Origin of the sequence: Bacillus sp. JJ1764 (assembly GCF_036962145.1) — a bacterium.
Classification (GTDB): domain Bacteria; phylum Bacillota; class Bacilli; order Bacillales; family Cytobacillaceae; genus Neobacillus.
The window spans coordinates 1-1997 of record NZ_JBALNY010000270.1 but is presented as its reverse complement, the minus strand read 5'-3'; the positions used below and the strand labels follow the sequence as shown (position 1 = coordinate 1997).

At 27.4% G+C, this 1997-nt stretch carries 2 protein-coding genes; both read left to right on the top strand.

All coding sequences use genetic code 11. The features are described 5' to 3' along the window. Positions 1-426, top strand: a 426-nt coding sequence (locus tag V7083_RS23690; RefSeq protein ID WP_335482676.1) for a hypothetical protein, incomplete at its 5' end; no start/stop codon positions are given. A 140-nt stretch (positions 427-566) separates the two neighbouring features. Continuing rightward, positions 567-1997 (top strand): oligosaccharide flippase family protein (locus tag V7083_RS23685; protein WP_335482674.1); only part of this gene is annotated, 1431 nt, incomplete at its 3' end.

Here is a 1997-nt window from a genome sequence, read left to right as displayed (position 1 = left end):
ACAGATTCCTATATAGTTACACTTTTCTCAACAGATACAATAGATTGGTCTGCAATTAAAGAGGTAGAGAGCTCCTTATCAACAAGTGAAATTAAATACTTTAATATTTCAATGCCGAATAGCCTTGAAGATATTTATGAATTGTACGGATCACTAGATTATCTAATCGGTGGAAGAATGCATTCAATGATAATTGCTCAAAAATATCTATTACCATATATAGGCGTAATTTGGCAGTCAAAAGTTAAGGGGTTTGGAATGGTGGTTGAATCTTACGAGAAATTATTTGATTTAAAGGAATTTGAAAATTCTGAGCAAATGTTTAGTATTATAAACTCAGATATTAATAATATTCAAAAAATAAAGATTGAAATGAGAAATAAAAACAAAGAATTAGAAAAAATTATAGAAAAATCAAAAATCTAATATTGCTTTTTATTTAGACAAAATAAATTATTATGATTGGCAATAATGAAAAAGGTTCATTTTTTAAATATTAAAATATCGTAGTTGTGCATCAAATATATAAATGACAATTGTAATAATGTGCGAAAGCAGGAATTGATTTGAAGCTTAATGAAGTCAAGACTGGCGCAATTCTATCGTATGCAACAATAATTATTACTATATTAATTTCTTTTCTCTTTACACCCATAATGTTACGTTTTTTAGGACAGTCAGAATATGGAGTATATTCATTAATAGGCTCAATTGTGGGATATTTAAGTATACTTGATATGGGATTAGGAAATGCAATTGTAAGGTATACCGCTCGGAATCGAGCTCTGGGAGATACAAGAGCCGAGTCAAAACTTAATGGTATGTTTATTGTTTTGTACAGTATTATTGGATTAATAACTATTATTGTTGGTGGAATTTTATATAAAAATATTGATAGTATGTTTAGTGCAACATTGACAGGGGACGAATTGGAAAAAGCAAAAATAATGATGTTAATATTAATTATTAATTTTGCATTATCTTTTCCTTTAAGTGTTTTCGGCTCAATTATACAAGCATATGAAAAGTTTATTTTTATAAGATTGGTTACAATTATTCGTACTATAATTGGTCCTTGTATAACCTTACCATTGCTTTTGTTAGGTCACGGATCAGTTTCTTTAGTGGTAGTAAATGCTATTTTAAATATACTCTGTTTAGTTTTAAACGTAATTTATTGCTATAAAGTTTTAAAAATTGATATTACCTTTGATAAATTTGATTATAAATTATTAAGAGAGATTGCTGGTTATTCATTTTTTATATTTTTGAATGTAATAGTTGATAAAATATATTGGAGTTCAGACCAATTTATTCTTGGGATGTTATCAGGGACTATAATGGTAGCTGTATATTCAGTTGGGATGCAGTTTGTGTTAATGTATATTAATTTTTCAACATCTGTAAGTGGGCTCCTATTACCTAGGATTTCTATGATGGTTGCTAATAATGCCGCAAGTAATGAATTTACACAAATGATGATAAAATTTGGTAGGGTCCAATATATTATAATGGCTTATATTATTAGTGGATTTATATTATTTGGTCAAAATTTTATTAGTATTTGGGCTGGATCTGAATACAATAATGCTTTTTTTATTGTTTTAATTATTATGGTGCCCCTAACTATTCCGCTAATTCAAAATGTTGGACTATCGATTCTACAAGCAAAAAATTTACATGGATTTAGGTCTGTAGTTTATTCCATTATTGCTGTATTAAATATATTAATAAGTATTCCTTTAGCCAAAATGTGGGGAGGTATTGGTTGTGCCATTGCCACTGGAATTTCTTTAACAATTGGGAACATAATTGTTATGAATATTTATTATCATAAGAAAATAAAAGTTAATATACCGCTTTTTTGGAAGAATATACTTTTTTTATCTATTCCGGTTGTAATATCATTATTTAGTGGGTATATTATAAAATATTTTTTGAATGGACAGGGTATACTACAACTTAGCATTAAAATAGTTCTATTTTCTCTAATATAT